24 protein-coding genes and 1 pseudogene are annotated in these 26,291 nt (G+C 68.2%); 10 read left to right on the top strand and 15 right to left on the bottom strand.

Annotated elements, in window-relative coordinates; genetic code table 11:
* Nucleotides 1-124 precede the first annotated feature (124 nt).
* The 6 genes and pseudogenes from ABZ412_RS08410 to ABZ412_RS08385 all read left to right on the top strand — a co-directional run bounded on the left by ABZ412_RS08410 (nt 125) and on the right by ABZ412_RS08385 (nt 6,413).
* Entirely contained in the window at nt 125-277 is a 153-nt protein-coding gene (locus tag ABZ412_RS08410) for a hypothetical protein (protein ID WP_357277944.1), read from the top strand.
* 340 nt (nt 278-617) lie between these two features.
* Nucleotides 618-2,162 (top strand): MFS transporter, encoded by a 1,545-nt coding sequence (locus ABZ412_RS08405; RefSeq protein WP_357277942.1) that lies wholly within the window; start codon nt 618-620, stop codon nt 2,160-2,162.
* A 237-nt stretch (nt 2,163-2,399) separates the two neighbouring features.
* Nucleotides 2,400-3,575, top strand: a complete 1,176-nt coding sequence (tuf, locus tag ABZ412_RS08400; protein ID WP_357277939.1) for an elongation factor Tu — start codon at nt 2,400-2,402, stop codon at nt 3,573-3,575.
* Between the two features lie 127 nt (nt 3,576-3,702).
* On the top strand, nt 3,703-4,860 hold the full coding sequence (locus tag ABZ412_RS08395) for an acyl-CoA dehydrogenase family protein (RefSeq protein ID WP_357277937.1): 1,158 nt from the start codon (nt 3,703-3,705) through the stop codon (nt 4,858-4,860).
* Between the two features lie 81 nt (nt 4,861-4,941).
* A pseudogene (locus ABZ412_RS08390) lies at nt 4,942-5,999 on the top strand (DUF222 domain-containing protein); the annotation flags it as partial.
* Nucleotides 6,000-6,053: 54 nt separating this feature from the next.
* On the top strand, nt 6,054-6,413 hold the full coding sequence (locus ABZ412_RS08385; protein ID WP_357278171.1) for an HNH endonuclease signature motif containing protein: 360 nt from the start codon (nt 6,054-6,056) through the stop codon (nt 6,411-6,413).
* Between the two features lie 343 nt (nt 6,414-6,756).
* Here the strand turns inward: ABZ412_RS08385 and ABZ412_RS08380 are convergent, their stop codons facing one another.
* A complete protein-coding gene (locus tag ABZ412_RS08380) occupies nt 6,757-7,572 on the bottom strand; it encodes an SDR family oxidoreductase (RefSeq protein WP_357277935.1) in 816 nt (271 codons plus the stop codon).
* A 10-nt stretch (nt 7,573-7,582) separates the two neighbouring features.
* Nucleotides 7,583-7,720 (bottom strand): hypothetical protein, encoded by a 138-nt coding sequence (locus tag ABZ412_RS08375; protein WP_357277933.1) that lies wholly within the window; start codon nt 7,718-7,720, stop codon nt 7,583-7,585.
* Nucleotides 7,721-8,020: 300 nt separating this feature from the next.
* Between ABZ412_RS08375 and ABZ412_RS08370 the strand changes: the two genes are divergently transcribed.
* Entirely contained in the window at nt 8,021-8,977 is a 957-nt protein-coding gene (locus tag ABZ412_RS08370; protein WP_357277930.1) for an AraC family transcriptional regulator, read from the top strand.
* 4 nt (nt 8,978-8,981) lie between these two features.
* Here ABZ412_RS08370 and ABZ412_RS08365 read toward each other — a convergent pair whose 3' ends face one another.
* The 3 genes from ABZ412_RS08365 to ABZ412_RS08355 all read right to left on the bottom strand — a co-directional run bounded on the left by ABZ412_RS08365 (nt 8,982) and on the right by ABZ412_RS08355 (nt 12,691).
* Nucleotides 8,982-10,709, bottom strand: a complete 1,728-nt coding sequence (locus tag ABZ412_RS08365) for an amidohydrolase family protein (RefSeq protein ID WP_357277928.1) — start codon at nt 10,707-10,709, stop codon at nt 8,982-8,984.
* Between the two features lie 177 nt (nt 10,710-10,886).
* On the bottom strand, nt 10,887-12,299 hold the full coding sequence (locus ABZ412_RS08360) for a DUF1254 domain-containing protein (protein WP_357277925.1): 1,413 nt from the start codon (nt 12,297-12,299) through the stop codon (nt 10,887-10,889).
* 116 nt (nt 12,300-12,415) lie between these two features.
* Complete coding sequence (locus tag ABZ412_RS08355; RefSeq protein ID WP_357277923.1) at nt 12,416-12,691, bottom strand: hypothetical protein; 276 nt, start codon at nt 12,689-12,691, stop codon at nt 12,416-12,418.
* Nucleotides 12,692-12,891: 200 nt separating this feature from the next.
* Here ABZ412_RS08355 and ABZ412_RS08350 point away from each other — a divergent pair, with 200 nt between their 5' ends.
* Nucleotides 12,892-13,548: a lysophospholipid acyltransferase family protein gene (locus ABZ412_RS08350; protein WP_357277920.1), complete on the top strand. Its 657-nt coding sequence runs from the start codon at nt 12,892-12,894 to the stop codon at nt 13,546-13,548.
* 12 nt (nt 13,549-13,560) lie between these two features.
* Here the strand turns inward: ABZ412_RS08350 and ABZ412_RS08345 are convergent, their stop codons facing one another.
* The 6 genes from ABZ412_RS08345 to ABZ412_RS08320 all read right to left on the bottom strand — a co-directional run bounded on the left by ABZ412_RS08345 (nt 13,561) and on the right by ABZ412_RS08320 (nt 20,915).
* Nucleotides 13,561-13,968 carry a RidA family protein gene (locus tag ABZ412_RS08345; RefSeq protein WP_357277918.1) on the bottom strand — a complete coding sequence of 136 codons (408 nt, stop codon included), beginning with the start codon at nt 13,966-13,968 and terminating at the stop codon, nt 13,561-13,563.
* Nucleotides 13,956-16,508, bottom strand: a complete 2,553-nt coding sequence (locus tag ABZ412_RS08340) for an SDR family NAD(P)-dependent oxidoreductase (protein WP_357277915.1) — start codon at nt 16,506-16,508, stop codon at nt 13,956-13,958. The genes ABZ412_RS08345 and ABZ412_RS08340 overlap by 13 nt, the downstream gene beginning before the upstream one ends.
* A gap of 28 nt (nt 16,509-16,536) precedes the next feature.
* Nucleotides 16,537-18,072 (bottom strand): NAD(P)/FAD-dependent oxidoreductase, encoded by a 1,536-nt coding sequence (locus ABZ412_RS08335; protein WP_357277914.1) that lies wholly within the window; start codon nt 18,070-18,072, stop codon nt 16,537-16,539.
* Nucleotides 18,073-18,103: 31 nt separating this feature from the next.
* Complete coding sequence (locus ABZ412_RS08330; RefSeq protein WP_357277912.1) at nt 18,104-19,468, bottom strand: AarF/ABC1/UbiB kinase family protein; 1,365 nt, start codon at nt 19,466-19,468, stop codon at nt 18,104-18,106.
* A 148-nt stretch (nt 19,469-19,616) separates the two neighbouring features.
* Complete coding sequence (locus ABZ412_RS08325; protein ID WP_357277910.1) at nt 19,617-20,423, bottom strand: amino acid-binding protein; 807 nt, start codon at nt 20,421-20,423, stop codon at nt 19,617-19,619.
* 156 nt (nt 20,424-20,579) lie between these two features.
* Nucleotides 20,580-20,915 carry a TfoX/Sxy family protein gene (locus ABZ412_RS08320; RefSeq protein WP_357084480.1) on the bottom strand — a complete coding sequence of 112 codons (336 nt, stop codon included), beginning with the start codon at nt 20,913-20,915 and terminating at the stop codon, nt 20,580-20,582.
* Nucleotides 20,916-21,031: 116 nt separating this feature from the next.
* On the opposite strand from ABZ412_RS08320, the gene ABZ412_RS08315 reads away from it, so the two are divergent.
* Nucleotides 21,032-22,120 (top strand): glutamate--cysteine ligase, encoded by a 1,089-nt coding sequence (locus ABZ412_RS08315; RefSeq protein WP_357278169.1) that lies wholly within the window; start codon nt 21,032-21,034, stop codon nt 22,118-22,120.
* 58 nt (nt 22,121-22,178) lie between these two features.
* On the opposite strand, the gene ABZ412_RS08310 is transcribed toward ABZ412_RS08315, so the two are convergent.
* The 4 genes from ABZ412_RS08310 to ABZ412_RS08295 form a co-directional block, all read right to left on the bottom strand.
* Nucleotides 22,179-22,721 carry a DUF4333 domain-containing protein gene (locus ABZ412_RS08310; RefSeq protein ID WP_357277908.1) on the bottom strand — a complete coding sequence of 181 codons (543 nt, stop codon included), beginning with the start codon at nt 22,719-22,721 and terminating at the stop codon, nt 22,179-22,181.
* A 138-nt stretch (nt 22,722-22,859) separates the two neighbouring features.
* On the bottom strand, nt 22,860-23,489 hold the full coding sequence (locus ABZ412_RS08305; protein WP_357278166.1) for an MBL fold metallo-hydrolase: 630 nt from the start codon (nt 23,487-23,489) through the stop codon (nt 22,860-22,862).
* Nucleotides 23,486-24,571 carry an S-(hydroxymethyl)mycothiol dehydrogenase gene (locus ABZ412_RS08300; RefSeq protein WP_357277906.1) on the bottom strand — a complete coding sequence of 362 codons (1,086 nt, stop codon included), beginning with the start codon at nt 24,569-24,571 and terminating at the stop codon, nt 23,486-23,488. Before ABZ412_RS08300 ends, ABZ412_RS08305 begins: the two co-directional genes overlap by 4 nt.
* Before the next feature lie 124 nt (nt 24,572-24,695).
* On the bottom strand, nt 24,696-25,592 hold the full coding sequence (locus tag ABZ412_RS08295) for a LysR family transcriptional regulator ArgP (RefSeq protein ID WP_357277903.1): 897 nt from the start codon (nt 25,590-25,592) through the stop codon (nt 24,696-24,698).
* 134 nt (nt 25,593-25,726) lie between these two features.
* On the opposite strand from ABZ412_RS08295, the gene ABZ412_RS08290 reads away from it, so the two are divergent.
* The gene (locus tag ABZ412_RS08290; protein ID WP_357278164.1) at nt 25,727-26,281 is read left to right on the top strand and encodes a LysE/ArgO family amino acid transporter; all 555 of its coding nucleotides are present in this window, start codon (nt 25,727-25,729) and stop codon (nt 26,279-26,281) included.
* Nucleotides 26,282-26,291: the final 10 nt, after the last annotated feature.

Below are 26,291 nucleotides of genomic sequence, written 5' to 3'. Positions count from 1 at the left end.
GCGAACCGCCTCCATCCTCCGCGCCACCGGGCCGATTGGTGGGCCATTGGCCGGTTCCAAGCCGCCGGACCGACTCTGATCGTGGGCGACGAACCGGACGCCCACGAATCCCTGGAGGCATCCCATGCGGTTGAAGTCCGCCGCCGTCATCGCCGTATGCGCCCTGTCGCTGGGCATGGCCGCCTGCCAGGCGGCGCACACGCCCACCGGTCCCGGCGGCGTCGGCACGCCCGCGGTGACCACCGGCCCGATGGTCGACCAGCAGCGCGGCCGCTAGCACTTCGTGGCCACCTCCGATCGGATGACCGACGGGAGACCGACATCCACATCGAGGTGAACCTGTCGCAGGTCAGGGTCGAGGTCGAGGGCACCTGCAAGGCCCGAACCGGCCCGCCACCCCGGCGAGCCTGCACCTGTCCCGCAGGGCCAGATGACCCCCGATGCGGCAGCCACCATCGACGTCATCGCCCCGTGGTCGGAGCTGGAGGGCGTGTTGAAGCCGGGTACGCCGGCGACCCTGTCGAGCTGATCGACTGTCGCCGAACCGATATCGCACGGCCGTCCGCCACGCCGATCGAAACCGGACGCCCGCTATCGGTGCCCCGTAACCTGGGGAGGTGGCAATCGGTGACACGTCGCGCGGTGCGGCGCGGCCCGGAATCGCGTTGGCCACGGTCACCGCGGTCCTGTTCGTGACCTTCCTCGACACGACCGTCGTCAGCGTCGCGCTGGCCGACATCCGCTCGGATCTGAGCACCGATGTCCAGCTGCTGCAATGGGTCATCAACGCCTACACGCTGGTGTTCGCGAGCCTGATGCTCGCCGCCGGATCACTCGGCGACCGGTGGGGTCGCAAACGGGTGATGGTGATCGGACTGGTGATCTTCTGTGTGGGGTCGGTGACTTCGGCGCTGGCGGCGAGCGTGCCGGCGTTGATTCTCGGGCGCGCGGTCATGGGCCTGGGCGCCGCCGCCTCCGAGCCCGGCACGTTGTCGGTGCTGCGGCAGGTCTTCCCGGAGGCCCGAACCCGCGCGAAGGCACTGGGGGTATGGGCGGCGGTGTCCGGGCTGGCGCTGGCCGCGGGGCCGGTACTCGGCGGGGCGCTCGTCGGTGCGTGGGGGTGGCGGTCGATCTTCTGGTTCAACCTGATCATCGGTGTCGTCGTACTGGCGGCGGCGCTGCGGTATGTGCCCGAGAGCGCGGATCCGCAACCGGGGCAGATGGATTGGCTCGGGTCGTTGCTCGGTGCGATCTTCCTGGGCGCGGTGATCTTCGCGGCGATCACCGGGGAGAGCCGGGGGTATGACGCGCCGCCGGTGATCGCGCTCTTCGCGGTGGGGGCGGTCGCGTTCGTGGCGTTCCTGATCGTCGAGACGCGAGTCCGCAACCCGGTCTTCGATTTCCGGTATCTGCGGCTGCCGCCGGTGCGCAGCGCGCTGGTGGTCGCGTTCGCGGTCTACTTCGGGGTCTTCTCGATCTTCTTCTTCACCGCGCTGTATCTGCAGGTGATGATTCACTATTCGGCCGGGCGGACGGCGGCGGTGTTCGCGCCGATGGCGGTCGCCATCGTGGCGGGGTCGCTGGCGGCGGGGTTCTGGGTGGCGCGCAGCGGGGCGCGGATGCCGATGATCGTGGGGTGCGTGCTGGGGGCGGGCGGGATTCTGCTGACGCGGCATTCGCTGGACGGCACGGTCGAATTCACGCCGCTCGCGGTCACGCTGGCGGTGGCGGGGCTCGGGTTCGGAATCGCGGTGGTGCCGTTGACCTCGGCGGTCCTGACCAGAGTGCCCGCCGAGCAGTCGGGAATGGCCGCGGCGGCCACCAACACCATGCGGCAGGTGGGCGCGGCCGTGGGCGTCGCGGTACTCGGGTCGCTGGTCAACGGGTTTCTCACCGCCGATCTGCGCGCTCGCATGACCGAATTGGGGCTGCCGGACAACCTGCAACCGATCGCGATCGACGCGGTGGAGCGCGGCCGCATTCCGGCCGGCGTCGACTTGGCGACAGCGCTGAAGTACGCCCCGCACGTCAACGAGGTCCTGCAGACCGCCACGGTCGCCTTCCATCACGGACTCGATGTGGCGCTTCTGGTTTCGGCCATCATGATCCTGGCCGCGGCGGGGTTCGTGGCCGTGAGCCGTTTCGGTCCGGCGCGAAAATAACTGGCGCGAATCAGCTTCGGCCGGGCAGCATGTGTCCCATGTTCCCGCAGTCCATCGCCGCATACCCCGCAGTCGCGGGTGCGATGGCCGCGCTCCACCTCCCTGCGCTTGCCCTGCAGGCATCCGCATTCGACGGCGCACGACGCTGACCTTCTCCGGGACGTCCCGGGACCTCAGACGGGGAAGGTCGGCTCGCTGCTGAGGTCCCCCTCGAACATCCCGGATGGAGAATTCATCATGGCCAAGCAGGCCTATGTCCGCACCAAGCCGCACCTGAACATCGGCACCATGGGTCACGTCGACCACGGCAAGACCACGCTGACCGCCGCCATCACCAAGGTGCTGGCCGAACGCGGCGGCACCGCTTTTGTCCCCTTCGACCGCATCGACCGGGCGCCGGAGGAGATCGAGCGCGGCATCACCATCAATATCGCCCACGTCGAATACGAGACGGCGACACGGCATTACGCGCACGTGGACATGCCGGGGCACGCTGACTTCGTGAAGAACATGATCACCGGCGCGGCCCAGCTCGACGGGGCCATCCTGGTGGTGTCGGCGGACGACGGCGTGATGCCGCAGACCGCCGAGCACGTGCTGCTGGCGCGGCAGGTGGGCGTCGAGCACATCGTGGTCGCGCTCAACAAGTCCGACGTCGCCGACGGCGAACTGCTGGAGCTGATCGAGCTGGAGGTGCGAGAGCTGTTGTCCACCAACGGCTACGACGGCGACAGCGTACCCGTGGTGCCGGTGTCCGGGCTGCGGGCGCTGGAGGGCGACCAGCACTGGTCCGACCAGCTGGTGCGGCTGCTCGACGCCGTCGACGAGTACGTGCCCATGCCGGAGCGCTACCTCGACGCGCCGTTCCTCATGCCCGTGGAGAATGTGCTCACCATCACCGGCCGCGGCACCGTGGTGACGGGTGCGGTGGAGCGCGGCGTGGTCCGGATGGGCGACAAGGTCGCGGTGCTCGGCTACGGCGGCGCGATCGAGGCCGTGGTCACCGGCGTAGAAACCTTCGGCCGCACCATGGAATCGGCCGAGGCCGGTGACAATGTGGCGCTGCTGCTGCGCGGTGTACAGCGCGGTCAGGTGGCGCGCGGCCAGGTGGTCGCGGCGGTGGGGAGCATCGCCGTGCACACCGGGTTCACCGCGCGCGTCCGGCTGCTGACCGCCGCGCAGGGCGGTCGGCGCACGCCCATCGCCAGCGGCTACCGCCCGCAGTTCTTCGTCCGCACGGGCGACGTCTCCGGGCAGGTGACGCTGCCGGAGGGGCGCGCCATGCCGGGGGACACCGTCGAACTGGCGGTGGCCTTGGGCCGCGCGGTTCCGCTGGAGCCGGGGCTGGGATTCGCTGTGCGCGAGGGCAACCTGACGGTCGCCGCGGGCACGGTGCTCACGGTCGACGGGTAGGCGTCGCGTGAGAGTGGTCGAGGGCGGATCGAATCCGTCCTCGACCACCGCTCACCCGATGTCGAGACACCCGGAATTGGCCGGGATTCTCTGGTCCCGTGCCACGCCCGTCCTCAACCATGGGTCCATGGAACGAGGGCACTACGGTGACGATCATCTGGCATTCGCCGAGCTGGCGAGGGGATTCGCGCGCAAGGAGGTCGCGCCGCGCTACCTGGGATGGGAAGAGGCCGGGATCGTGCCGCGATCGGTGTTCGCGCGAGCCGGAGACCTGGGGCTGCTCGGATTCGCGGTGCCGCAGAGCTACGGCGGGCTGGGAGTCACGGACTTCCGGTTCAACCAGATCCTCATCGAGGAATTCATGGAAGCCGACTGCGCGGGAGTCGGCCTGAACTTCGCGCTGCACAATGACATCTGCACCCCGTACCTGGTGGATCTGACGACCGAGGAACAGCGGGAGCGGTGGCTGCCGGGATTCGTGGCGGGGACCCGGATCGCGGCCATCGGCATGACCGAACCGGGCGCGGGATCGGATGTCGCCGGAATCCGCACGGCGGCAGTCGACAGGGGCGATCACTTCGTGGTGAACGGGGCGAAGACGTTCATCACCAACGGCATCAACGCGGATCTGGTGATCACTGCGGTCCGGACCTCCGCCGAACGCCACGCCGGGGTGACCGTGATGGTGCTCGAGCGCGGCATGGAGGGCTTCGAACGCGGCCGCAACCTGGACAAGCTCGGTCTGCACTCGCAGGACACCGCCGAGCTGAACTTCACCGATGTCCGGGTGCCCAAGGAGAACGTGCTCGGGGAGGTGGGGCGCGGATTCACGTACCTGATGCGGAACCTCCCCCAGGAACGGATGCAGATCGCCGTCGCCTGCCTGGCCCGGGCCCGGGCCGCCTTGCGGACGACCATCGAATACGTCGGGGAGCGTGAGGCTTTCGGGCAGCCGATCGGGGCATTCCAGAACACCAAGTTCACGCTCGCCGACGTGGCTACCGAGGTGTCGGTCGCGGAAGCGTTCATCGACAAATGTGTGCTGGAATTGAACGCGGGGCGGTTGACGCCTGCGGACGCCGCCAAGGCCAAACTGTGGGCCTCGGAGATGGAGTTCCGGTGTATCGACCGGTGTCAGCAGTTGTTCGGAGGGTACGGGTATATGCGTGAATACCCGATTGCGCGCATGGCTGCGGACGCTCGGATCACTCGGGTGTACGGGGGGACTTCTGAAATCATGCGGGAGATTATCGGCCGGGATTTGCGGCTTACCGAACGGTCGTAATTGTAGAGCTGAAATCTAAAATGCCTTGTTATGCATAGCTATTCGGGTTACAGGTGGAGGTGAAATTGATAGAATAGTGGCATGAAATTGGGCGGGCCGATTCTCGGCGAGGACATCACGGTGGGCGATGCCACCGGTGTGGTGTTCGATGCTGTGGACGTCCTGCTCAATGACTCCCTGGATCCGATATCGGATGAGGATCTCGTGGAACTGATGCGGGATTGGGAGACCACGCGCCGCCGGATGGCCGCATTCGAGCACAAGCTGGTTCGGGAGATCGAGACTCGGAACCTGCCCGAAAAGGCTGGAGTGAAAAGGGTTTCGAAGTACCTCGAACAGACTCTGCGCCTCGGTCACGCCGAAGCGTGCGCGCGGGTGCGTGCCGCGGAACAGCTCGGGATGCGTCAGACCGGCGGTGAGGTGTTGGAGCCTCGGCTGCCGTGGACCGCCGCCTACCAGCAGATGGGCATGGTGTCGGCGGATTCGGCACGGCGGATCGCGCAGATCATGGACCGCATCCCCGCCGAAACCGACGTCGAGGACCGGGATCTCGCCGAATTCGAGTTGGCGAGCTTCGCCGCACAGTCCACGCCGGATGACCTGCCCAAGATCGGTGACCGGATCCTCGGTTACCTCGACCCGGATGGGCGCTTCACCCGTGAGGTCGATCGGCAGCGCCGCCGTGGCGTGACGCTCGGTAAGCAGGGGGTGGACGGCATGTCGGTGATCACCGCGCAGGTGACGCCCGCGCTGCGCGCGGTGCTCGACCCGATCTTCGCCGGCTTGGCACGGCCGGGCATGTGCAACGCCGATGACGTTGAAAGCCCCTGGACCACAGAAGGACTCGCTGACGAAGCCCTCGCGGGGTTGGAGCGTGCCGCCGCCCGTGATCCGCGTACGGCTGCGCAGCGCAACCATGACGCGCTGTTGGCGTTCCTGCGCCCCGAAATGGACCGGAGAACACCGGCCGGCACCGGGGCCTGCCGGTCTCCACGATCATCACCATCTCGCTCGCGGAAGTCGAGGCCGCCGCCGGTGTGGCCACCACTGCCTCAGGTGGGACTGTTCCGCTGGAAGAAGCCTTGCAGCTCGCGCAGAAGTCCAAGCCGTTCCTGGCGATCTTCGACCATGCGGGACGCCCCCTGCACCTGGGGCGCACGAAGCGCCTCGCCAACGCCGCACAGCGCATGGCCTTGATCGCCACCGAACGCGGGTGCACCCGCCCCGGCTGCAATGCGCCCGCCACTCTGACTCAGATTCACCACGTCACCGAATGGAACAAGGGCGGCAAGACCGACATCGAAAACCTGACGCTGGCCTGCGATGCCTGCCATGCCCTGATCCACGACGGACCCGGCGGTTGGAAAACCGTTGCTATGCCGAAGGATTCCGAATACGCAGGCCGCACCGGTTGGATACCACCAGCGCATATCGACCCGAGCCGAACCCCGCAGGTCAACGACCGCCATCATGCGGGCGAGCTGATGGCCGCTTCCCTCGCGCGCCTGCGTGACCGCACTCGCCCACCGGTCAAGTGGTGGTCACGCCCCTGATGCCCGTTCCAGCCTCACCAAAGGTGGGGCCCTTCGGGCTGCGTCCACCACCGCTGCTCACGTCCCGCAGGCGTACGCAAGGCCAATCGGGAGCGTGGTCGCCTCGCCTGCACTACCGCACCGGGGCTGACGCCGAGCCGGGAGCCGTTACCCGCCGATCCCAGCCCACGGACTGCACGGATCACCATCTACAGAAAGCCCAACCCCATCCCTTCGTCTTCCCCGGGACGACGCGCGGCCGAGCCGTGAGTGGGGCTGGTAGCTGAGGGAGCCTCGCAAGCTCGGCCACCCTCTCCCTTCTCCAGGCGTCTTTTGTCTTTTGGTCTCTTTGTTTTTGGCTTCTCTATCGTTTGAGTCCCTGCGCCGCGGCAATCACACGCTCCATGACGCCTCGCGGCAGTACCCGGCGAACAGCGAACATCAACGGCGCATTGCTGCCCACCGCATAGAGCGGCTTCGGCCGATCGGAGCTGGCCGCCGCCACAATGGTTTCCGCAACCCGCACAGGCGAAATGCCCTTGCTCATCTGAGCATCGAGACGAGCCATGAATTTCGTGAAGTCGGCCGCATGCGGCGACCCATCGGCGATGTACTTGGTCCGGCGCTCACTCAGCCCCGTATCGATCTGGCCGGGCTCGACGGTGGTGATCCACACCCCGAACGGAGTCTCCTCGAACCGCGCCGCTGTCGCGAACCCGCGCAAGGCAGCCTTGGTCGCCACATAGGACGAGCGGTAGGGCATCGGGAAGCTGCCGAGCATGGATCCGACCATGACGATCCGCCCGTACCCACGCTCACGCATGCCGGGCAAGACAGCTTGGGTCAACGCCACAGCCCCGAAAACATTGAGCTGGAACAGTCTTTCGATAGCCTCGCGCGGCAGGTCCGACAGCGGCCCGGCCTGGCTCTCCCCGGCATTGTTGATCAGCACATCGATCGCCCCGAGCTCGGCCGTGAAGCGTTCGATCGACTCCAGGTCGGTGATGTCGAGCGCGCGGTACTCGACGCCGGGCGCGCGGTCGGCCTCGGTGAGGGCATCGGGATTGCGGCTGGTGCCGATCACCTTGTGTCCGCGGGCCGCGAAGGCCGCGGCGGTGGCCTTGCCGATGCCGGAGGACGCGCCGGTGACGACCACGGTGCGGGTCGATGAGCTGCTCATACCGTGCACGTTATCGGGTGCGTCGGCAGCGCGCTTGGCGGCGTTCGGAGGCGTATTCGCCGGTAACCGAGCGGATGCCGAGCCAGATGCCGATGCCGAACGCGGGGGTCGCGAGCATGGGAAGTAGCAGGATCGCGGTGGAACTCATGGTGGGCAGACCTCGATTGCTGGTCGTCGTCCGAACCGGTTGTGGGTGAATCGCACCGGCGCATCGGCTGTTACGTGACGAATCGTGTTCCGCGCGTCGCGCGCATCACCGCTGGACGATCGAATATGTCGGATGCGCCACACCGGGCGGTCTCTCGTTGATATGTTGCGCCAACCCGATGGGGAACAGACATTTGGGTCGGGAGTAGTCGAAGAGGACAAAGCGCACATGCTCGACTGGGATCTAGCCAGGCACACGTCTGGCGTGCACATTCTGACCCGGCTCGCCAATGAGAGAGGGATGCCGGCGGGGGAGTGCCTCGCCGGAGCGGGTCTGGCGCCTGAATCGGTGGCCGAACAGACCACGGAAGTGACGGCGCGGCAAGAACTCGCGGTGGTGCGGAATCTCCTCGCCCGGTTCGGCCGGGAACCGGGACTGGGCGTGGAGGCGGGGACGCGGTATCACGTCTCGCTGTCGGGGCCCTGGGGTCTGGCGCTGTTGGCCAGCCGGACCATGCGGGACGCGATCGTGGTGTCGCCGGGATACGCCGAGCTGGTCTTCGCGTTCGGGCAGGTGACCTTCGAGGAAGTGGACGGCGAAGGGCGGCTGCGGTTCGACGACCGGGACGTTCCGGAGGACGTGCGCGGCTTCCTGGCCGAGCGGGTCCTGGCCGGAATCCAGATGCTCGGCCGTGAGCTGTACTCGGTGAACGTGCCGGTGCGCCGCGTCAGTTTCCGGCACGCCGCACCGCCCGATACCAGCCGCTACCGGTCTGTTTTCGGCGTCGAGCCGCTCTTCGGAACCAGCGTCGACGAACTCGCCTTCGACTCCTCGTTCCTGGACGTCGTCCTGCCGCAACCGACCGAGCAGGCCCGCAGCACCTGCGAGCAGATGTGCCAGGAACTGCTGGCGCGCCGCTATGTCCGCTCCGGTTTCGCGGCCGTCGTGCGGGGCGTCCTCATCCGCGATCCGGGTGTGATCCCCGATCAGTCGGCCGTAGCGGCCGGGCTGTTCGTCAGCCCGCGCACCCTGTCGCGGCGGCTCAACGAGGAGGGCACCTCATTCCGCGCCCTGCTCGACGAGGTGCGCCAAGCCCTCTCGGAGGAACTGCTGGACCGCACCGACATGACCACCGAGCAGGTGGCGGCCCGCCTCGGCTACGCCGAGGCGGCATCCTTCATCCGCGCCTTCCGGCGTTGGCAGGGCTGCCCACCGCAGGAATACCGCGCCCGCGGGCGTACCCCGGAACTCGTCTAGGGCCTCACCCTTGCGCGGTCAGGAAGCTGCCCGCGTGCAGGGTGGTGCCGAATCCCGGTGCGAATTCACCGTATTCGTAGACGACGCGGCCACCGACCACGGTGGCCGCGACCGCCCGGTCATTGCGATTGACCATGCGCTGCAACCCCGTGACCCCGGGGAACGGCGCCTCGGCGTACGCACTGGACGTGCCGTCGAACCCCGCCGGATCGACGACCGCGATATCGGCGCGCCCGCCGACCCGCAGGCGCCCGGCGTCCAGGCCGTACCAATCGGCGAGTTCGCCCGTGAGCCGGTGGATCGCGGTCTCGATCGGCAGGAACCCCCGCTGATGCGCCCGCTCCAGCATCCGCACCCCGAAGTTGTAGAACGCCATATTCCGCAGGTGCGCACCGGAATCGGCGAACCCGACCTGCATCATGGGTGAGCGCTGCAACCGGTCGAGCACCTCCTCACGGTCATTGGCGATGACGGTGCGCCACCGCAATGCCGGGCCGTGCTCCACCGTCAGATCCAGCATGGCGTCGGCCGGATCGATGCCGCGTTCGTCGGCGACCGCGCCGAACGACTTCCCGATCACGTCCGCCTCGGGGCAGGCGACGATCACCGCGTCGTAGAGGTCGCGGTTCCAGACTCGCGGCCCGTACTTCTTGGCCAGATCCTTGCGGAACCGTCGGCGGTAGTCCTCGTCGGCGAGGAGCTCGCCGCGCTTCATGGCGTCCCGGATATTCAGCGCGGCGCTGCCGGAGCCGAACTCCTCGAACACCACCAGATCCACGCCGTCGGCGTACACCTCGAACGGCACCGGCAGATGCTGCCACCGGAAGCGGGCTCCGCCAACGGTATTCGCGATCCACGCCGACGCCATCGCGGCCCGCGCGGTGGTGCGGTCGGCCTTGACGTCCATGCCCGCGATGAGGGTCGTCTTGAGCGGCGCGCGGAACCGGCCTGCGCTCTGCGCGAAGTACTTGACCAGTTCGGTGCGGGTGGTCAGGTTCGGGGTGCTCTGGTGCACCCGGCCGCGTCGCCGCAGCACGGCGTTCAGCGCCCGGTACTCCCGCCACGTCGCGTAGGTGGACGGCAGCTGCCGGGTCGGGAACCGCACGCCCTCCAGTTTCGAGAACGAGCTGCGGATCGTGGACAGCCCCAGGAATCCGGCGTCCAGCGCCGCCTCCAGCATGGCGCACATGCGTTGCAGCTCAGCGGGTGTCGGCCGGGCCTGCGCGTCCACGGAGCGGGCCAGGCCCATGACCGTCACGCGCATGTCCGAATGTCCCAGGAAGGCGGCGACATTCGCGCCGAGCGGCCGGTCGGCGAGCGACTTCCGGTACGACCGCGGGTCGTCCCAGTCCTTGTGCTCCTTGACCGCCGAGTGCACCGCGTCCCACGGCAGCGCCTCGACGCGCGCGAACAGGTCGGCGCAGTCCTCGGCCTCGGAGTACACCGTCGACAGCGAGCAGTTGCCGAGCACCACCGTGGTGACACCGTGCCGCACCGATTCGCCCAGGCCGGGACTGCCCAGCACCTCGGCGTCGTAGTGGGTGTGCACGTCCAGCATGCCGGGCATCACCCATGTGCCGGTGGCGTCGATCGTCCGCTCCCCATCGGGCAGCCCGCCGCCCTCGATGACGGCCACCTTGCCGTCGGTCACCCCGACATCGGCCCGCACCCCGGGCGCACCCGTCCCGTCGTACACCGTGCCCCCGCGAATCACCAGATCGAACCGTGTCATCGCAGTTCACCCCCGTGGATCGGTCCCGCCACGTGGCGGGTGGTTCGTACACGTTACAAGTGCAGTATCCGCCCGCGGATGGTCACTGTGAAAGGAACGACGGTGGCCGGGCGAGGCTCGAGATCGAGTCCTCGCCCGGCACCGTCGTCACCCTTTCCTGCCGTCGAACGACCAGGCCTAGGCCTTGGTCACCTTCGGCGGGGTCCAGCTGCCGTCGGAAATGGCCTGCTCGGGCCAGTAGGTCCGCAGGATCATCTCGAAATCGCCGGGCGGAGTGGGGAGCCAGTTGGCCTCCTTGTCCGCGCCGGGCGACGTCTGCTGGAGGTAGAGCGTGATCCCGCCGTCCGGGTTGCGCACCAGGTTCGGCAGCATCGGCGAATTGATCAGGTAGCGGTTGATCGGATTCTCCACCAGCAGGATCTCCGGCAACTTGTACATGGTCACCGACCAGAACGCCTTGACCGGCGGGAGCTTCCCGTCGGGGAAGGTGAGGGTGTAGTTGTTGGCGCCGTTCAGCTTGGCGCCCGTGGTGTCGTTGGTGAGCGGGAAGTACATGGCCTCCGCGCCCGGCAGACCCAGGATGCCCATGACCGCACCGGCGAACCGGTACAGGTAGTTCCCCTTCAGCTGCTCGGCGGACCCGAACAGCTGACCGGAGTTCACCTTGCCGGTCTCCAGCTCGTTCTTCTGGAAGTTGTGCAGCTCCGACCAGGCGTCGGCCATGCCGTCCTGGAACGCCTTGCGGTCATCGGCACTCAGCTTCGCGGGATCGAAATCGCCGTCCGGGCCGATACCGATCTTCGCGAACCGGTCGCGCAGCTCCTTCTCGTTCGGCTGGACCGGCGCGTACTTCAGCGTGAAGTTGAGGACCTTGAAGAAGTCGAGGGAGGTCTGCTCCTCCTCCGGTGTCAGCGGCTGGATGAAGTCGACGGTCGGGGCGGCGGCCGGCACCGCCTTGTTCTCGAACGATGACAGCGGCTTCACCTGGTACTCGGACTGGATCTTCGTGACGTTGTCCAGATCGGCCGGATCGAACAACTGGGTCCGGTACAGCACCATCGAGAAGTCGGTCGCCGAGGTGATGACCTTGTCCACCCCGGCGGGCTTGTCGCCCGTCCAGCCGGGACCGGCGAGCAGGTATGTGCCGCCGCCGTTCCCGGTGGTCCGGCTTCCGAGCAGGTCATAGACATAGGTGTAGTTGTCGATGAACTGGACCGAGTAGTAGCGCTTCTCCTCGATCGGGGGCACGGTCAGCACCAGCGGCTCGGTCCGCAGGTCAGCGACCAGGAACGAGTACGGTGTGTCCGAATTGGGCGTTTGGACCGCAGTGTCCGCCGGGGTGAAAACCCTGGCGATGCTGTGCAGCTGGTTCCAGCCGCCCATGTACTGGCTGCTGTTCTTGTCCACCACATACGAATTCTCGATGCGGTACATGTCGACCATCGGAAAGCCGTAGGTGTAGGCCTCCTTGGCTATCGTGCGCACCTCGTCCGAACCGGTAGCTTTGTCGTCCGACTTGGTTCCGCAACCGGCGGCCACCGCGGTGACCGCCGCGACGAGACAAACGGCTGAGACCTTCCAGAACCTCATTCGCTCTCCCACAGGTCATGACTCCATTTCGCCGGAGCCGACTCCGGCATTCGGAGACGCTACCGAGCGGAATGACCGGGGAGTCGAATATCTGTGGGCGTGGCGAGGCAACCACTCTAGGGCGTCGATGCGCCGCAGAACGGTTCACAGGATGCCGGAGCATCCGGCACGGTGCTGGTGGGCTCGTCGAAATAGGCGAGGCTCACCAACATTGCGACAGTGATCCCGAAGAACAGGACTGCCGCGGAAGCGATCGCCACCCATGCCCAATTGAGTCTCGGGAATGTGATGACCGGGGTCCCGTCATCGGCCACGACGAACAGCACCGCCGCGCTTGCCGGGGGTCGACGCAGTTGTAGCAAAACGGTGTTACGCCACCAGTTTCCGACCATGGCAGCACACGACCTCCGCAGAAGTTTCGGTGTGATATTGCCGTGAGTGCAGCAACCACCAGGCTACGCGCAAAATGCCTTGATAGCCATAGGCTATTTCTCGAAAAACACGGTTGCGGCTGAGTAGTTCTGCGGTGTTCTCCGATCGGTCACCGAACGAGGATGAAAACCGTTGTCACAACCATTGATCCGGGAGGGCCATGAACACCGATGCGCGACGACCCCGTGGACTGGGCAAACGGGCTTGGCTCACAACGCAATTGGTCCGCCGGACGCTGCGTGCCCTGGCCTGGTCCCGCTTCGTCCAAGTCACCGTGCTCAACCGCGATCGGGTGCCCTCGACCGGTCCGGTGATCATCGCGAGCAACCACATCTCCCTGCTCGACGCGGTCTTCCTGTGGGGTGCGCTGCGGCGGCGCGCGGTGGCCATCGCCATGGCCGAGCTGTGGACCTGGCCGGTCGTCGGACGGCTGGTCCGGCTGCTGGGTCATATTCCGGTGGTCCGGCGCGATCCGGACTCCGGGCGCACCGCGGTGAGCCGCGCGGCGCAGGTGCTGCGGTACGGCGGCGTGCTCATCATCTACCCGGAGGGCCGCCTGGTCCCGCCCGGCGAGCGCGAACCGTACAAACCGGGCGTCGCGACGCTGGCCATGGCGACCGGTGTTCCGATCATCCCGGTCGCCACCACCGGCACCGACGGCGTGCTACCCATGCGCCGGGGCGGCGCCCGCCGCAGATTCAACCGCCACCATCCAGTTACCATCCACTTCGGAACACCCATCGACCCTGCGGAATTCGACGACCCCGAGAAACTCCTGGACGTTCTCCGGCACGAAATCGAGGGTATGCGCGGCTGAAAGACGATGCGCTCAAACCGTTTCCGGCACGATCGCGTCGGCCTCGATTTCGACCAGCAGCGCGGGGGCGATCAGGCTGCTCACCTCGACCATTGTCGCCGCCGGGCGGATCGCCGCGAAGACTTCGCCGTGCGCCTTGCCGACCTCTTCCCAGCGGGAGATATCGGTGACGAAAATCCGGGTGCGCACGACATTCTCGGGTGTCGCGCCGACTTCCGCCAGCGCGGCCACAACTCGGCGCAACACTTCACGAGTCTGCTCGGCGATATCGTCGCCGCCCACCGCGCCGCCGTCCGAATCGACCGCGGTGGTCCCGGCGACCGATATCCACGGGCCGACCCGGACCGCGCGCGAATAACCGACGATCGGCTCCCAGTGCGCGCCGGAGGAAACATTCTGTCGCTGCGTCATGCGCCCCATTGTGCATCGATGATCGCCGGAAGTTGTTGCCGCCGTAACTTGCCCGCGGTGGTGCGCGGCAGTTCCGGGACGAAGACGATGTCACGCGGCACCTTGTACCCGGCCAGCGTCGTCTTGATGTGCCGCTGCAAGGTGCGGGCGTCCACCCGCGCCCCGGGCTCCAGCACGACCGCCGCGACGAGCCGCTGCCCGAAATCGTCGTCGGGCACCCCGACCGCGCCCGCGTCGGCCACCGCCGGGTGAGCCAGCAGCGCCTCCTCGACCTCCTGCGGGAAGACGTTCTCACCGCCGGAGACGATCATGTCGTCGGAACGGCCGTCCACGAACAACCTGCCCTCGGCATCGAAATGGCCGAGATCGCCGGAGTCCATGTGCTTTCCGACCATCTCCCTGGTCCGGCCGTCGCTGTAGCCGTGGAACATGCTCGGGTTCTTGTTGACGATCCGGCCGGTGACGCCGGCGGGCAGTTCGCGGCCGTCGCCGTCGACGATGCGGATGTCCACGATCCCGGCGAGCGGGCGGCCCACGGTGCCGGGCGCGGCCCGCAGATCGGCGGGCGTGGCGAAGGTTCCGACGCCGGTCTCGGTGGAGGCGTAGCCGTTGAACAGCACCTCGCCGAACTCGTCCTGGAACGCGGTGGCCAGCCACGGCGGCAGGGGAGCGGCCCCGCACACCATCATGCGCAGGCTCGACAGATCGTGGCAGCGCCGCACCTCGGGCGGCAGCGCCATCACCCGGCCGAGCATGGTCGGCACCACGCACACGATCTGCGCGCGATGCCGCTCGATATCGGCGAGCAGGGTCGCGGCATCGAAACGCTCGTGCACGACCACGGTCGAACCGAGCAGGAACGCACCGGCGGTGGCCAGGAACCCGTAGGTGTGATGCAGCGGCGGCGCGATCACCATGGGCTGACCCAGCCGCGGGATCGGCGCGACCCGGGCGAGATCGCCGACCGCCAGCAGCATGCGTGGGCTCGAGGATCTGAGTGTGCCTGCGCCGAAGGTGCGCGGCGCGCCTTTGGGTACCCCGGTGGTCCCGCCCGTGAGCAGGATCAGCGCGCCCCCGGACGCGGGCTCGCGCACCGGTGGCCCTCCCGCCGCCACCAATTCCGCCACCGTCGGCAGGCCACCGGCTGCGCCACGGACCACCACGCGCCGCCCGTGGTACCCGGCCTTCTCGATCTCATCGTGGAATCCGCCGTCGTAGAGCAGCAATTCGACGCGTTCGCGATCGAGTACCTCACCGATCTGCGGCCCGGCGAAACCGTAGTTCAACGGCACCAGATCCGCCGAGAGCCGCGCGGCCGCATACGCCGCCAGCACGAATCCGCGATGGTTGCGGCACAACACACCGACTCGCTGCCCATGCCCGATTCGCCAGCGGGATCGCAGCGCCGCCGCCAGCGCCCGCACCTGCCGGTCCAGCTCTGCCGCGGTGATCGGGCCGTCGTCGTCGATCATGGCGGGCCGGTCCGGGAACCGCGCCGCGAACAGCGACAGCACCGTGGCCAGCTCGACCCCGTCGCGTAATGCCATGGCCAGCTGGGGAATCCGGGCCGGAGGCAGTTGTTCCAGCACGCCGCTGGCCGGAATCCACCCGGCCACCGTGACCGCGTCGTCGAGCAGATTGACCGTGCGTTCCAGGCGGCCGAGCGGACCGGCCCAATCCACCGGACGGTTGTTCCCGTTCCCGGCCTTCGCGTACAGCGTCAGCATGCGTTGCGCCGCCGGGGAACTGTCGAGCGCGTACGACAGGGGCGCGCTCACCCGCTCCCACCACGGGCGAATCGCCAAGGGGCGGTCCACGATCGCCCGGCACACCAGACTCGCCGCCTCCTCGGTCGACATGCTCGGGGTGTAGCGGTAGATCCGGAAGGGGCCCAGCATCTCCGAGCGCACCAATTGCAGGTGCACCGCGGTGACGTCGATGCCGTCGGCCCGCAATTCCGGTGCGGCGCCGCGCATCCAGGAATTGAATGCCGACTTCGAGGCGATATAGGCGGTCCAGCCCACGCCGGGCCCGTGCACCCCGGCGGTGCTGATGTTCACGATGTGGCCCTGCCGCCGGGCCCGCATGGACGGCAGCAGGCTCATGACCAGCCGCGCGGGGCCGAGGAAGTTGATGCGCGCGGTGTCGTCGATATTGTCCCAACGGTCCAGGGAATCGGAGAGCCAGCGGCGAATCGACTTGCCCGCGTTGTTGACGAAGACGTCCACGTGCCCGTGATCGGCGAGCATCCGCTCGATCAGCGCGGCGCAGGCATCGGTGTCGGACAGGTCCGCCGGATAGGCGTACACCCGGCCCGGGGAACCCGCCGTCTCCGTGCACAGTTCCTCGAGCCGGGCCGCCCGGCGGGCCACCGCGAGCACGGTCGCCCCGTTGGCGGCCAGCCGCAGCGCGGTGGCGCGCCCGACGCCCGAGGAGGCCCCGGTCACCAGGATCACGGAACCGGTGACAGCCGGTGCGAGACGGCGGTCGCTGATGCCGTAGCCGGCCGCGCCGAGCGCGATCCGGACCGATTTCGGCAGTTCGATCATGGGCACGGATCCTCGAGAGCGGGAACGGTCAGGCGGTAAGACGGTCGAAGTCGTAGTCCGAGAACGGGAATCGGTGATGCGCCCGGCGCGCCGAGAAGAACCCGGTGGGCCGGATGTACGTCGAGTCGCCCTGCGAATTGCGATAGTAGGTCGGCACGTGCGCGTTCAGTTCGGCCAGGTAGTAGCGCATGGCCGCGCCATGCCGGTAGACGCGGCGGTGATAGGCGTCGTGCGCGTCCTGGCGCACGGCCACACAGGTCGCGCCGCGGCGGCGCGCCTCGGAGATGGCGCGCACCGCGTGGGTCGCGGTCATCTCCACGAACGCGTGCCAGCCGCTGCCGGTCCACGAATACGGGCCGACCAGGGTCCACCGATTGGGCAGGCCGGGCAGCGCGACGCTCTCGTAGGCCTGCAGGCCGTTCTTGGTGAAGTACTTGCCCAGATCCAGGCCGTCGCGGCCGACCACCAGGCCGGGCGTGTAGGTCTCCGGATCGGAGAAGACGTGATAGCCGGTGGCCAGCACGATCATGTCGAACTCGCGCTCGACGCCGTCGGTGGTGCGCAGGCCGTGCGCGGTGAACCGCTCGATCGGGGTGGTCACCAGGTCGACATTGTCGCGGTTGAAGGCCAGCAGGTAGCCGGTGTTGAGGGTCGGGCGCTTGGCGATCGGGCCGTAGTCCGGGGCCAGGCGTTCACGAATCTCCGGATCCCGCACCATGAGTCGCAGCAGGCCGCGATAGCCGCGGATGGCGGCGGCGTCGATCGCGCGCAACGCGGGGCGGACCACAGGGAGAGGCGTGCTGGACATGGTCCGCAGTGCGGCGTCGACCGCCACCAGCGCCGCACCGTGCACGCCCGCCTGCACCCCCGGGACGCGCAGCGCCAGCCGGACGGCACGCGGGATCCGCGGATTCGGTTTGGGCAGGCACCAGACCGGGGTGCGCTGGAAGGCCGCGAGGCTGCCCACCTCGCCCGCGATGGCGGGGGTGATCTGGACCGAACTCGCGCCGGTGCCGATGATCGCGACCCGCTGCCCGGCCAGGTCGTAGCTGTCGTCCCAGTCCGAGGGGCGCTGGATCCGGCCGCGGTAGCCGGTGAGTCCGGGAATCCCGGGATCCACCTTGGGGCTGACGAACGCGCCCACCGCGCTGATGACGAACCGCGCGGACAGTGCGCTGCCGTCGGCGAGCCGCAGCGACCAGCGGTGCCGGTCCTCGTCCCACTCCTCGGCGGCCACCTCGGTTCCGAACCGCAGATGCGGGTACAGCCCGAAGCGACGGGCCACCTCGAGGTGATACCGCTTCACCTCCGCGCCGGAGGCGAACAACCTGCTCCAGTCCGGATTTCGCGCGAACGAGTACTGATACGCCAGTGACGGGATGTCGACTTCCAGTCCGGGGTAATGGTTTTCGTGCCAGCTGCCGCCGACCTCGTCGGCGCGCTCCAGGATCACGAAGTCGCGCACCCCCGCCCGCTTCAGCTCGACCCCGGCGGCGATCCCGCCCGGGCCCGCACCGATCACCACGACCTCGTGGTCGGGAGCTGAAAGCCGCTCTGCGCCCATCACTCCAGGGTAGATCTGTCTGGGACAGTGATCAAGGGGTGGGTGCGCAGCGATCCATCACCGCGCTCAATTCCGGTGACCAGCGCAGGATCTCCGCTCGCATCGGACCTGTGGTGCCCAGCTGGGCGACCAGCCCGAGCAGGGTGATCAGCGCGCGCTGGAACGGCATCAGGTAGGCGGGGACGCCGAGCTGCCGGTAGGCATTGTCGAGCTTGGGGCTCAGGGCATCCCGGGTGCGGCCACGCAACCAGTCGGTATCGACTCGGAACGTCTCGTGGCGCAGCAGTTCGGTGAACGGCAACAGCTTCGCGGCCAGCGCCGCGCTGTCCAGGCCACGCTGCGCGTCGGTGAAACCGTGCCGCTGAGTCACGGCGTCCAGGTCCGCCGGGCCGCCATGAATGAGTGCGTCGGCCAGATCGTGCACCAGCGCCGGGAACTGCGCGGGCGGCCAGACCGGGCACGCCCCGAAATCCACCACACCCAGACGGCCGTCGGGCAGCGCCCGGAAATTGCCCGGATGCGGGTCGCCGTAGAGCAGGCCCGACCTCGGCGCGGACGACCAGAAGAACCGGACCGCCAGCATGCCCACCCGATCCCGCTCGGCCCGCGAGCCGGTGGTGATCAAGCGCGACAGCGGAATCCCGTCCAGCCACTCCGAGACGATCACATCCCCGCGCTGGGCCACGACCTGCGGGACCACGAAATCAGGATCGCCGGCGTAGGCGTCCGCGAAGCGCTGCTGGTTCCGGGCCTCGGCCTCGAAATCCATTTCCGCGCGCAGGCATTCGGCGAGCTCGTCGACCACCGCGCGGCCGTCGACGTGCGGGGCGAACACCGACGTCAGCCACGCCAATCCGCGCAACTGCCGCAGATCGCTGTCGACCGCGGCCCGCGCGCCCGGATACATCACCTTCACCGCCACCGGACGGCCGTCGTGCCAGACCGCGCGATGCACCTGGCCGATGCTGGCCGAGGCCGACCGTCGATCGTCGAACTCGCGGAAATTGTCTCGCCAATCCGGACCGAACGATTCCGCCAGCACCAGGTGCACCGTGCGCGGCAGCATGGCGGGCGCGGCATCCTGGAGGCGGCCGAGCGCGATCCGGTACGGCTCGGCCAGCTCGGCGGGTAGCGCCAGCTCGTAGACGCCCAGGATCTGCCCCAATTTGGCGGCGCAGCCCTTCAACTCGCCGAGTACGTCGGCCATGTGCTCGGCGGTGCGGAGCTGGATCTCACGATCGATCTCGCCGGCGGGGCGGCCCAGCGCGCGCCGGCTCGCCCCGGCCACCTGCCGTCCGGCGAAGGACAGCGGCACCGCCGCCAGCTTCGCCGTGCGAACCGTCTTGCGGGCGGGCGGATTCCCGCCGACATCGATCCCTGCCCGTCGAACACTCATCGATCAACCAACCCCTCGAGCGCGTTTCGAGCGAACGCGCACGAGGGAGTCTGCCATGAAGTGAAACTGCGCGGTATGAAAATCGGAGTGGCTCGGCTCGAGGGGCCGAAAGTTGGATTGCACGACGGGAATCCGCAGGTCGGGGTGGTTATGGCTGGCGGGTGGCGACCACCGCGAGGTCGATGAGCCGGTGTGCGCGGGCCACCTCCGCGGGCGTGAACGGCTCGCCGGTGCGCAGGAAGGTCATGGCCGCACGGTCGGATTCGGCCTCGACTTCGAGCAGTGTGCCGCCGGGCACGCGGGCCGGATCGGGATCCGGAAGGTATTGCGCGCCCAGCAGTTCCGCGATCGCCAGCGGCAGCTCACCCGGATCCGCGGCCACCCGTCCGGCCAGGCCCAGTGCCCGGGTCTGGCCGTCGACCAGGGTCAGCGCCGACGCGGGCCAGATGCCGATCGCCACGCCACCCGCCTTGGCGACCGCGTGGGTCAGGCGCTGCGGCAGCACCTCCGCGGGGGTGGAGACCACCAGTTCGTCGAGTACGCCGTTCTCGAGATGGTGCACGTGCATGGCGAGGATATTGGCCCGCCGGTCGGCCAGCTGCTTGGCCAGCAGTTCCAATCGGCCGGGCTTGTCGTCCAGGCGCACGCGGATGCGCCAGAGTCGCTCGGCGCTGTCGAGGCGGTGCCGGTGCCGCAGTTCCGGGGCGTGCAGCCAGCGGCTCAGATACCGCATCGCCCCCGGCTCGACCACCCAGATGACCAGGATGGTCGCGGTCACCGCCAGGATCGCCACCGTCGCCAGATACGGCAGCTCGAGATGGATGACCAGGGCGTGCAGGGCCAGTTCGACGGGAAGGACCGCGGCGAGCTTGGCCAGGGCCAGCCGCGTGCGGGTGGGATGGGGCAGACGACCACAGACCTCGCATGCCAGTGCATGTATCTCGGTTTGCCTCATGTTCACCACAGTGCGCGACGCAGGTTTCCGCACTGTGGTGCGGTGTAAAGACGGCATGACAAGTCGCAGCGAACCCGTTGTGGCAGCTCACAATTGGGTGAAGCCGAACACACCGGCGTCCGCGCTGTGCTGTGGGGCACAGTGTTTGCCCCTGTGCTATTTCGGCGGCAGCGTCTTGGCGTAGCCGACCCCGAGGCGCACCCACTCGTCGAGCGCGTCGTCGTCGGTGACCGTCTCGGCGGTGACACGTAGCCACCCGGTCATCTTCTTGCCGCCCATCTCCATCGGCTCGACCGCACCGGCCCGCAGCAGGTCCCCGGCGGTGTCCGGGTCGGCGCGCACCAGCAGCCCGCCCTTGCCGCTGGCCGCGACGGCCATATTGCCGCCCACCAGAAACGCCAGGCCGCCGAACATCTTCTTCTCGACCACGTGGGCCACCTCGGGTCCCAGCGCGTCGCGGATCCGGTCGGCCAGCTCCTCGTCGTATGCCATGACGACAGTGTGACCCCGCCCACCGACAATCCCGGGCATCCTGGACACTGGTAGGGGTGACCCGGAGAGACCGCTCCGACAGGTGTGGACCCATGCTCGGGAGGTATCCACCCGATGTGGAAGCCCCGCCTACGGTCGGTGTCGAAGAGGAGTTCCTCCTCGTGGATCCGCGCACCGGAGCGCCGGTCGGCCGGAATGCCGACGTCGCCCGGACCGCGGCGGACCTCGGCATGGACCTGCAACTGGAAATCATGCGCTGCCAGGTCGAGACCACCACCCGCGTGCACACCACCACCGACGACCTGCTCCGGGAACTGCGGGAACTCCGGCGCTGCGCGGCCGCTTGCGCCGAGAAGAACGACGCGTTGCTCCTGGCCGCCGCGGTACCGCCCTCGGTCCCCGAGGAGCTCGCCATCACCGGCACCCCGCGCTACAGCCGCATCGCCGAACGGTTCGGCAGGCTCGCCCGCGAACAAGGCCTGTGCGGCTGCCACGTGCACGTCGCCGTCCCCGGCCTCGCCGAAGCCCTGCGGGTCAGCAACTTCCTGCGCCCCTGGCTGCCGGTACTGCTGGCCCTGACCGCCAACTCCTCCATCTACCGCGGCTGCGAGACCGGCTACGCCAGCTGGCGCAACATCATGTGGCGGCGCTGGCCCAGCGCCGGTCCGCCGCCCTACTTCGCCTCGGTTGCGGAGTACGAGGCGGCCGTGGAGTCCATGCTGGCGCTCGGCGTGATCCTCGACCGCAAGATGATCTATTGGGACGTCCGCCCCTCCTCCACGTTCCCGACGGTCGAGGTGCGAGTCAGCGACGTCCCCGCCACCGTCGAGGAATCCGCGCTCCTGGCGACCCTGGTCCGCGCCGCCGCCATGACCGCCCGCACCGCCGAATCCGGGCCTCCGGTCCCGGAACCCGCACTCCGCGCGGCCTATTGGCGCGCCGCGCACGAAGGCCTGGACGGCACCGTGATCGACCCCGACACCGGCCGCCCGATCCGGGTCCCCGAGCTGCTCGACCACTTCGTCGCCCTCGTCCAGCCCGCCCTGGAACACCTGGGCGACCTGCCCTTCGTCACCGACACCATCGCCGCTCTGCTGTCCCGCGGCAACGGAGCGCGTCGGCAGCTCAACGCCTTTCGCGCCCGCGGCGACATCTCGGACGTGGTAGCCGAACTCGCCGACGCGACGCTGTACACGTGCCGGTAGACCCGACGGACGACCGGCGTTCGGGTACTCGGGCTGGGGTCGATTCGGATTACGGGGTTTACGGCAGGGGCTGGTCGTCGACGATCATGTCGTAGTTGACCTTGGTGCCTTCCACATTGGTGGTCTTGGCGGTGAAACCCCAGCGGGTGCCGTCGTTCTCGGTCACGACGCAGCGGATGGAGGCGCCGGTGGCGCCGCGCAGCAGGCCGTTGCAGGTGGAGGACTGCGGGGACATGCCGAACTTCTGGCGGTAGGTGTCGGAGATGGTGGCGGCCACGTCGTCGGGGGCGACATAGGCGTCGGCGAAGGTCAGGTCGTAGTAGACGTCGCTGCCGTCGACCTTGGTGACCTTGGTGCCGATCACCCAGTTCTGGCCGTCGGCCGCGGTGGCGGTGCAGGTCTGGGTGGCGTCGACCTGCGCGGCCAGACTTCCATCGCAGGACACCGATTTCGCGGCCTCGTGCGCCTTGTCCTTGTAGAAGCTCGAGGCCTTGGCCTGGACATCGCTCTTGCTCACGGACGAGGAACCGGTGGACACGGAACAGCCCACCGCGAGCAGGGGAAGGGAGGTCAGCGCCAGAACGGCTGTCAGTTTTCTCATGGACAACTCTAGGCGCGGATTCGTCCGGGAAATCGTGAAAACGACAAGCGCTCCGCCGCATTGGGGGGCGGATTAGGGGCTCGGGCAGTGATCCGGTCCGGTCTGTACGGCGACCGGCCCGGGCCACTGCCCGACGGATCAGCCGACCCGGGCGCGCCATTCCTCCAGCTGCGGGAGCTCCGCGCCGATAGTGGTGGATTCGCCGTGGCCGGTGTGCACCAGGGTCTCCGGCGGCAGCGTCAGCAGCCGATCCGCGATCGAGTCCACGATGGTGCCGAAATCGGAGTACGACCGGCCCGTCGCACCCGGCCCGCCGTGGAACAGCGTGTCACCGGTGAACACCGCACCCAGGTCAGGGGAGTAGAAGCAGACCGAACCCGGCGCGTGGCCCGGCGTGTGCAGCACGTGCAGCTCGGTGCCGCCGACCGCGATGATCTGCTTGTCCGCCAGTTCGCCGTCGGGGCTGATCTGCGGGTGGGTCTGCTGCCACAGCACCAGGTCCAAGGGGTGCATGAGGATCGGAGCGCCGGTGGCCCTGGCCAATTCGGGGGCGACCCGGACGTGGTCGTCGTGCGCGTGGGTGACCAGGATGGCCTTCACCTCGCGGGTGCCGATCACGTCGAGAATGGCCTCGACATTGTGCGGGGCGTCGATGACGACACACTCCAGATCGTCGCCCACCACCCACACATTGTTGTCGACGTCGAAGGTCTCGCCATCGAGGGAGAAGGTCCCGACGGTCACCGCGTGGTCGATGTGCGCCATCAGAACACCACCACCGAGCGCAGCACGTCACCGTGATGCATCTTGGTGAAGGCGGCCTCCACCTCGTCGAGCGCGATGGTCTCCGAGACGAACCCGTCCAGGTCCAGACGGCCCTGCTTGTAGAGCTCGATCAGGTACGGGAAGTCGCGCGAGGGCAGGCAGTCGCCGTACCACGAGGACTTCAACGACCCACCGCGCGAGAAGAAGTCGATGAGCGGCATCTCGAGCGTCATGTCCGGGGTCGGCACCCCGACCAGCACCACGGTGCCGGCCAGATCGCGCGCGTAGAACGCCTGCTTCCAGGTCTCCGGGCGGCCCACGGCGTCGATCACCACGTCCGCGCCGAAGCTGTCGGTGAGTTCCTGAACCCGTTCCACCGCATCCTCTTTGGCGGCGTTGACGGTGTGGGTGGCGCCGAAACCGGTGGCCCACTCCAGCTTCCGCTCGTCGATGTCGACCGCGATGATGGTGGTCGCGCCGGCCAGCTTGGCGCCCGCGATCGCGGCATTGCCGACACCGCCGCAGCCGATGACCGCGACCGAGTCACCGCGGCTCACGCCGCCGGTGTTGATGGCCGCGCCCAGGCCCGCCATCACGCCGCAGCCCAGCAGGCCCGCGGCGGCGGGGGACACGCTCGGGTCCACCTTCGTGCACTGCCCCGCGTGAACCAGGGTCTTCTCGGCGAACGCGCCGATGCCCAGGGCCGGGGTGAGCGGCGTGCCGTCGGTCAGCGTCATCGGCTGGGCGGCATTGAAGGTGTCGAAACAGTACTGGGGCTTGCCCTTCCGGCAGGCCCGGCACGAACCGCAGACCGCGCGCCAGTTCAGGATGACGAAATCGCCGGGCTCCACATCGGTGACGCCCTCGCCCACCGATTCCACGATGCCGGCGGCCTCGTGCCCCAGCAGGAACGGGAATTCGTCGTTGATGCCGCCCTCGCGGTAGTGCAGGTCGGTGTGGCAGACGCCGCAGGCCTGCACCCGGACCACGGCCTCGCCGGGACCCGGGTCCGGGATCACGATCTCGGTGACTTCGACGGGCGCGTTCTTGGAGCGAGCGACAACGCCGCGCACAATTTGGGACAACGAAATTCCTTCCTGGCTAAACGCAATGCCTTCGACTATTGCATCCGGTTCCGCCCACGTCATCTATTACCCCGGGTCACGCACAATGAATCCCCTTGTGTCCGATCACAAGAACAGTGTCCTATCACAGCAGCGATTGCTCCGCGGCCTCGGCTATGGTCGCGGCGACGACTGTCAGGGCGGGTGAATCCAGTCGCCATTGCTGCCAGTACAGCGGCACATCCACGAAAACCTTGTCGTCCAGTGGAACCAGGCCGTCCTCGGGACGAATCATCAGGTCGGGGATCATGCCCCAGCCCAGTCCCGCGCGCACGGCGTCGTTGAACGCGGCCGAGGACGGGATGTAATGACGCGGCGGATCCACCGGCTTGCGAGTGTAGTGGCGCACCAGGCGGAACTGCAGATCGTCCTTGCGATCGAAGAGCACCACGGGCGCGTGTGCGAACGCCTTCGCATTCGCGCCGTCGGGAAACCAGGTGCGGGCGAACTCCGGGTGGGCCATCGGGCGATAGCGCATCGCTCCCAGGCGCCGCACGGTACAGCCCTGCACGGGTGCGGCAGTGGAGGTGATGGCCGCCATCACGGTGCCGTCGCGCAGCAGGCGGGTGGTGTGCTCCTCGTCCTCGCGATGGATCTCGAACGAGAGCCCCGTCGCGCCGGGCTGGATCGCGTTGGCGCGGCCGAGCGCGGCCACCACCCAGGTGTGCAGTGAATCGGCGTTCACGGCAATGGGAATGACCACCGGCCGATCGGCGGGCTGATGCGCTTCGCCGAGTTCGCGGGCGGTGTCGCCGGTGAGCAGCTGGATCTGCCGGGCCAGGCGCAGTACGGCCAGCCCGGATTCGGTGGGTTGCACCGGTTTGGTGCGTTGCACCAGGATGCGGCCCGCGGCGTCCTCGAGCGCCTTGATGCGCTGGCTGATAGCCGAGGGTGTGACATTGAGTTTGCGGGCGGCCGCGTCGAAGGTGCCTTCCCTGATGACCGCGTCGAGGGCGCGCAGTTGGTCGAGCTGCAGATCCACAGTAAGAGATTCTAATGGCACCTCAGAATCTTTAGCTGGCCTGGTGCTGGACGGTTGCCTACTTTCGAAGGGTGAACGCATCATCGGCGGCCCTGGCGGCCATCTCAGGACTCGGCTTCGGACTCTCCCTCATCATGGCGATCGGCGCGCAGAACGCCTTCGTCCTGCGACAAGGGATCCGCGGCGAACACGTCCTGCCGGTGGTCGCGGTGTGCATCGGCTCCGATGTGGTGCTCATGACACTCGGCGTCGCGGGCTTCGGCGCGATCGTGAATTCCGCGCCGATGGTGATGACCGTCGCGAAGTACGCCGGCGCGGCCTTCCTGCTGGGCTACGCCGCGCTCGCCGCCAAGCGCGCGCTGTCCGCGTCGGCGCTGTCGGCGGGCGGCGGCGCCCCGATCGCGCTGGGCGCGGCGATCGCCACCTGCCTGGCCGTCACCTGGCTCAACCCGCACGCCTACCTGGACACGGTGGTGCTGCTGGGCTCGTTCGCCAATACCTACGCCACCCCGGACCGCTGGTTCCTGACCGCGGGCGCCATCGCGGGCAGCCTGATCTGGTTCCTGTCGCTGGGTTTCGGTGCGCGCCTGCTGGCCCCGGTCTTCGCGAAGCCGAAGGCGTGGCGGGTGCTGGACTCGCTCATCGCGCTCGTGATGACCGGGCTCGCCATCGGTTTGCTGGTGAGCTGACCGACGGCGA

The organism is Nocardia sp. NPDC005746, from assembly GCF_040630785.1.
Taxonomy (GTDB): domain Bacteria; phylum Actinomycetota; class Actinomycetes; order Mycobacteriales; family Mycobacteriaceae; genus Nocardia.
This window is presented reverse-complemented; position numbering and strand designations above follow the sequence as displayed.